This is a genomic window from Roseomonas rosulenta (genome assembly GCF_016106005.1).
In the GTDB taxonomy this organism is placed as follows: Bacteria; Pseudomonadota; Alphaproteobacteria; order Acetobacterales; family Acetobacteraceae; genus Neoroseomonas; species Neoroseomonas rosulenta.
In genome coordinates this window covers 1-5,989 of the sequence record NZ_JACADR010000270.1, presented here as the reverse complement: position 1 = coordinate 5,989, position 5,989 = coordinate 1, and the positions used below count along the sequence as shown (strand labels likewise).

Genomic DNA, 5,989 nt, shown 5'->3' with positions numbered 1-5,989 from the left:
CCCACCCTGCCCGCCCCGGACGCCGCCGCGATCGCCGCCGCGCGCCGCGTGCTGGGCGCCGCGCGGCGCCCGGTGGTCATTGCCGGTCTGGAAGCGATGGATGCGGCGGAACCGCTGCGCGCGCTGGTCGCCGCCCTCGGCTGCCCGGCGCTGGTCACCTACAAGGCGAAGGGCGTGGTGCCCGACGCCGACCCGCGTTTCGCCGGCATCTTCACCTGCGGCGCGCCGGAGGGCGCGGTGCTCGACGCCGCCGATGCGGTCGTGATGGTCGGCGCCGACCCGGTCGAGTTCATCCCCAAGCCCTGGCGCTGGCCCGTGCCGGTGATCGAGGTCGCGACCGCGCCGCGCGCCCTGCCCTATGCCGCGCCGGCGGCGGCGCTGACCGGGCACATCGGCGCGTCTCTGGCGGCACTCGCGGAGGGCGCCGCGCGCTCCGACTGGCGCGCGGAGGAGATCGCCACGCTCCGCGACGCCTGGCTGCGCGCGCTGGCCAACGACCCGAAGCGCGGGCGCGGGATCGGCCCGCAGCGCGTGGTCGAGGTTGCGCAGGCCGCCTGCCGCGCCGCCGGCTTCGACCCGCGCGTGGCGGTCGATGCCGGCGCCCACATGTTCCCCGCCACCACCTTCTGGCAGTGCGAGAGGCCCGGCGACCTGCTGATCTCGAACGGCCTCGCGACCATGGGCTTCGCGGTGCCGGCGGGAATTGCCGCGGCGCTGCACGACCCGGCGCGCGGCGCGCTGGCCTTCACCGGCGATGGCGGGCTGCTGATGGGGCTCGGCGAGTTGGCGACAGCGGCGGTGCTCGGCCTGCGCCTGGTGGTGGTGGCCTTCAACGACGCGACGCTCTCGCTGATCGACATCAAGAAGGATGCGCGCGACCTGCCGGACGGCGCGCTCGGCTGGCCGCGCGCCGACCTCGCCGGCGCGATGCGGTCCCTGGGCGGGATCGGCCTGCGCGCCGACACCGAGGCCGAACTGGCCGCCGCGATGGCCGAGGCCTGCGCGGCGACCGGGCCCGTGCTGATCGACGCGGCGGTCGATCCCTCCGGCTATCCCGCGCAGATCAAGGCGCTGCGGGGATGATCCATCGCCGTGGCCTCGCCGCCCTCCTGCCCGCCCTGCTGCTGCCCGCCGGCGCCGCCCGCGCGCTGGAGGAAGCCGCGGCGGTTCGCGCGCTCCTTGCCGATACCGAGAATGCCCGCACCGGCGGGTCGCCGGCCTGCGCGGGCTTCGGCGCCTGGGGGCAGGCGGCGCAAGGGCTGTTCGTCGTGGCGGTGCCGGAGGATGAGGGACTGCGCGTCGCGCTGATGGACGACGGCGCGGATGGTTCCCCCCGGATCGTCGCCGGCCCGGTGCAGATCGAACCCATCACCATCGACCCCTGGTGGACCTGCCTGATCGATGTGGACCGCCTGGCGCCGCTGGGCGGGCGGCCGGTCATCGCGCTGCGGATCCGCAATTCCTACCTCTCGACCGGGCGCAGCACCTCGACCGAGGCGCTGCACCTGCTGGTGCAGGATGGCACGACGCTGCGGCCGATCTTCGCCAGCCTGCTCGCCGCCGCGCATAGCGAGCAAGGCCCGCGCGGGCAGCGCACCGGCTGGCAGCGACGCTGGGTCGTGGTGCCGGTCGGGCGCGGCCGCGACGGCATGCCGAACCTCGAGGTGCGCGACCGCCGCAACAATGCCGTGGTCAGCCGGCATCGCTGGGCCGGCGAGGGCTACGACCCGCCGGTCTTCGACCGCACGCCCCCGCTCGGCCCGGGTTAGGGCAGGAGATCCAGAGCAGCCTATGTCCGGTCGGCGGAACCGCGCGGCGGTTCCACTCGACCGGACGCTGCTCTCGGCGCTACAGCGCCGGCACCCGCGCGTGCCAGTCGGTCTCGCGCTGGAAGGCATCCGCCGCCTGCAGCGCCCGGCCCTCGGCGAAGGGGCGCGCCGAGAGCTGCAGACCGATCGGCAGCCCGCGATCGTCGAAACCGCACGGTATGCTCACGGTCGGGATGCCAAGGTAGTTGAACGGCCGCGTGTTCGACGAGATCGCCATGTGCCGCGCCCAGTTGTCGGCGTTGGCGTCGATGCTGGTCTCGGCCAGGGTCGGCACGCGCATCCGCAGCGTCGGCGTGGCGACGATGTGGTGGCCGGCGAAGGCCTCCCTGCAGAACTGCCGCAGCAGCGGGCCGCGGCGCGACAGCGCCTCGAGGTAGTGCGTCCCGGGAATCGCGTAGCCGCCATAGAGCCGGCCCGAGAGATGGATCGCGTAGTCACCCGGATGCTCGCGCATCCAGTTGGCGTGGATGGTCGCTGCCTCCACCCGGCTGACCACCGCGACATAGGTGCCGATGGCGCGCAGAGCGGGGCAGGAGACCCAGGTCACGGTCGCACCGCGGGCCTTCAGCGCGTCCAGCGCCGCCTCGAAGCCCTTCACCACCACTTCGTCGGCGCCGTCGAAGAACCATTCGCGCGGCACGGCCACGCCCACGCCGCGCAGGTCGCCGGTCAGCGCCGCCTCGTAGTCCGGCACCGGCTCCGGCGCGCTGGTCGCATCGAGCGGATCCTGGCCCGAGATCACCGTCATGATCCGCGCCGCGTCACGCGCCGTGCGCGTCAGCGGCCCGACATTGTCCATCGAGAAGGACAGCGGCATCACGCCCGAGCGCGAGACGCGCGTCTGCGTGCCCTTGATGCCAGTGACACCGCAGATGCTGGCCGGCAGGCGGATCGACCCGCCGGTGTCCGAGCCCAGCGCGGCGGCGAAGAAGCGCGCCGCCACACCCGCGCCCGAGCCCGAGGACGACCCGCCGGTGCAATAGGGCAGGTTCCACGGATTGTGGCAGTCCCCGAAATGCGCGTTGTGCCCGGTCGGGTTCTGCGCGAACTCCGCCATGTTCAGCGTGCCCATGTCGATCGCGCCGGCGGCGTCCAGGCGCTCCAACACCGTCGCCGTCTTCGTCGGCCTGAAGTCGCGCCGGATCTTCGACCCGCAGGTGCTCACGCGGCCGGCACGGTAGTACATGTCCTTGTGCATCATCGGCACGCCGGTGAGCGGTCCGGGCTTCGCCCCCGCGGCGCGTGCCTTGTCCTGCGCGGCGGCGGCCTCCAGCGCGGCCTCGCGGTCGAGCCGGATGACCGAATTCACCTGGCCGTCATGCGCATCGATGCGCGCGAGGGACGCGCGCACCATGGCCTCCGCGCTCGCCTCGCCCTTGGCGAAGGCATCGGCGGCCTCGGTGACGGACAGCATCGCCAGGTCGGTCATGCCTGCTTCTCCTGCTCGGCGCGCAGCGCGGCCTCGAAGGAGGACGGCTCGTCCTCGAAGACCAGCGTGCCGCGCAGCGCCTCGAACTCCGCCATCAGCGCGGGGAAGTCCTCGAGGCCGCGGGCGGCGGCGGCGTTCGGGCACTCGACGCCGCTCCAGAGGCGGATCGCCGCCATCATCTCGGGGCTCGGGTCGTTCGGCATGGCGGCGCTTCCTCCTCGGTGTCGGCGCGTCATCCTTGCGCCGGGAGGCGGGTTTGCAAACCCCGTGCCCCGCTGGCAGCCTCCGCGCAACACACGAGGAAACGGCAAGCATGAAGATCGTCGATGTCCGCGCCTTCCCCACCTCCTTCCCGCTGCCGCCGGGCGGGCCGAGGCTCGGCATCGGCCAGGCGGTGAAGCGCGACGCGGTGATGGTGAAGGTCACGACCGAGGATGGCATCGTCGGCTGGGGCGAGAGCCATCACGGCCGCGCCCACACCGCCATCGCGAAGCTGATCGAGACCACGCTGCGCAGCCTGATCCTCGGCATGGATGCCTTCGACACCACCGGGATCAATGCGCGAATCTACAAGTATCAGCTCGCCTCGCACGGCATGGGCGCGGCCTGCGCGATGGCGATGTCGGGCATCGACATGGCGCTGTGGGACGCCAAGGGGAAGGCGCTGAACCTGCCGCTCTACAAGCTGCTCGGCGGTGCGTCGCGCGCCGTGCCGGCCTATGCGGGCGGCGTGGCACTCGGCTACCAGCCGCCGGCGGAACTGATCGACGAGGCGGCGCCGCACATGGAAGCCGGCTACAAGGCGGTGAAGCTGCGCGTCGGCGACACGGTGCGCCACGACATCGCGCGCATGGAGGCGGTGCGCGACGCCTTCGGCCATGAGCTGGTGATCCTGACGGACGCCAACATCGGCTATTCCATCGACCAGGTGCGCCAGGTGATGCCCGAGATGGACCGGCTCAACATCGGCTGGCTCGAGGAACCCTTCCCCGCCCACGACCACCATTCCTACAGCCAGGCGCGCGGCTACGGCGCCACGCCGCTGGCGGCCGGCGAGAACCACTTCACCCGCTTCGAGTTCACCCGCGTGCTCGAGGACGGCGTCATCACCATCTGGCAACCCGATCTGTCGAAATGCGGCGGCATCACCGAGGCGTTGCGCATCGCGGGCATGGCCTCCGCCTTCAAGATCCCGATCCACCCGCATTCATCGATGACGGGCGTGAACCAGGCGGCCTCGATCCACTTCCTCGCTGCGATCGAGAATGGCGGGTATTTCGAGGCCGACATCTCGAAGGCCAACAGGTTCCGCGACGAGCTGTGCAGCACGCCCTGGGAAATCCGCGCCGACGGCACGGTGCTGCCCAACACCGCGCCGGGGATCGGGGTCGAGGTGGATGAGCGCTTCCTCGAAGCCTATCCCGCCATCGAGGGACCGGGCTACGTCTGAGCGGCCGCGATCACCGCCTCGGGCATGATCACCTGCACGACGCGCGGGCCGGCCGGCTCCGGGGCGACCATGCCGAAGGCGCCTTCCGGGAACTCGGCCTGCGCCAGCATCCGCCCGAAGATCGCCGGCCCGAACACATGGATATGCCCGACCAGCAGCGCGTTGGACCCCGCCGGCGGCGGCGTGCCCATCGCGCGCCGGGCCGATGCGATCGCGCCCGGCACATCCGCCGCGTAGTCGTCTGCCACCAACTCCATCGTGACATCCACCGGCGCGCCGCGCGCCATGATCGCCGCGGTATCCGACGCGCGGAAGACCGGGCTCGCGCGGATCGGCCGCAGCGGGATGCGCAGCCGGGCCATCGCGTCCGACAAGGCCTGCGCCTGCGCGATGCCCGCGGCCGAGAGGTTGCGCTGCCCTGCGCGGTCGCCCAGCCGCCCGGTATCCACCTGGCTGCGGTCGGTGATGGTGTGGCGCATGTAGAGCACGAAGCCCCCGCTGCGCAGCGTGGTGACCCAGGCGGGCGCGGCGGCCAGCGCAGGCGCGGCCAGCAGCAGCGCGGGCCACGAGCGCCGCGCGATCCTCATGCGATCTCCCGGATCAGCTTGGCGCGCATGGCCCGCGCGAGATCCATGCGCGTCTCGGCGGCGACGACGAAGGCGCCGGGCCCGCCGATCACGTCGCGCTCGTAGGTCCGGCGCAGCGGTTCGCCGAAGCGCGTCACCGGCGCGACCTCGATAGCCAGGCCATTCACCGTGATGCCGCGCGCCACCGCTGCGTCCCGCGCGTCGGGCGCGGGCAGATAGGACCGCATGTCCGGCCCATCCCCCGCCACGTCGATCACCAGGTCGTCGCTGCGGAAGGGGGCGGCGGCGATCAGCGCGGTCGCATGCGCGATGGCGTCGCCGATCGCGTTGTAGGACTGGCGGGAGCGTGGCGCGGCCATGATCGCCTCGGCCAGCGCGCGCGCCGAGGCCGCGTCGCGGACCGCCATCCAGTCCACCACCGTGGCGGCGCCGCCCGGACTGCCCCATTCCAGCATGGCGACGCCGATGGCGCCGTTCGGCTTGGACGCGATGGCCGCGAGCACGGCGGGATGGGTGATGCCCTCCGCCAGCCCCTCGCGCTGCAGGCGGAACTCGTCGGCGTCGATCGACCCCGAGGCGTCCATCGCCAGCACCAGCAGCAGGTCGAGGGCGGGCGCGGCCTGCGCGCCCGGCATGTCGCGCGCGGCCTGCCCGGCCGCGACGCCGGGCGCCAGCGCGGCACCCGCGCCCAGCA

General features: G+C 73.0%; 7 protein-coding genes. 3 read left to right on the top strand and 4 right to left on the bottom strand.

Features of this window, described 5'->3' with window-relative positions; genetic code table 11:
- A partial coding sequence (locus tag HW578_RS21720) for a thiamine pyrophosphate-dependent enzyme (protein WP_198372805.1) occupies window positions 1–1,083 on the top strand: 1,083 nt, incomplete at its 5' end.
- Window positions 1,080–1,769: a hypothetical protein gene (locus tag HW578_RS21715; protein ID WP_198372804.1), complete on the top strand. Its 690-nt coding sequence runs from the start codon at window positions 1,080–1,082 to the stop codon at window positions 1,767–1,769. The genes HW578_RS21720 and HW578_RS21715, both read left to right, overlap by 4 nt.
- A 79-nt stretch (window positions 1,770–1,848) precedes the next feature.
- On the opposite strand, the gene HW578_RS21710 is transcribed toward HW578_RS21715, so the two are convergent.
- Window positions 1,849–3,258, bottom strand: coding sequence for an amidase (locus HW578_RS21710; RefSeq protein ID WP_198372803.1), 1,410 nt, complete (start codon window positions 3,256–3,258; stop codon window positions 1,849–1,851).
- Window positions 3,255–3,461 (bottom strand): hypothetical protein, encoded by a 207-nt coding sequence (locus tag HW578_RS21705; protein ID WP_198372802.1) that lies wholly within the window; start codon window positions 3,459–3,461, stop codon window positions 3,255–3,257. Before HW578_RS21705 ends, HW578_RS21710 begins: the two co-directional genes overlap by 4 nt.
- A gap of 110 nt (window positions 3,462–3,571) precedes the next feature.
- Here HW578_RS21705 and HW578_RS21700 point away from each other — a divergent pair, with 110 nt between their 5' ends.
- Entirely contained in the window at window positions 3,572–4,708 is a 1,137-nt protein-coding gene (locus HW578_RS21700; RefSeq protein ID WP_198372801.1) for a mandelate racemase/muconate lactonizing enzyme family protein, read from the top strand.
- Here HW578_RS21700 and HW578_RS21695 read toward each other — a convergent pair.
- Together HW578_RS21695 and HW578_RS21690 are read right to left on the bottom strand one after the other, a co-directional pair.
- Window positions 4,699–5,295 (bottom strand): histidine phosphatase family protein, encoded by a 597-nt coding sequence (locus HW578_RS21695; protein WP_198372800.1) that lies wholly within the window; start codon window positions 5,293–5,295, stop codon window positions 4,699–4,701. The genes HW578_RS21700 and HW578_RS21695 overlap by 10 nt on opposite strands.
- On the bottom strand, window positions 5,292–5,989 hold a 698-nt coding region (locus HW578_RS21690; protein WP_369407949.1), incomplete at its 5' end, for a DUF1194 domain-containing protein. The genes HW578_RS21690 and HW578_RS21695, both read right to left, overlap by 4 nt.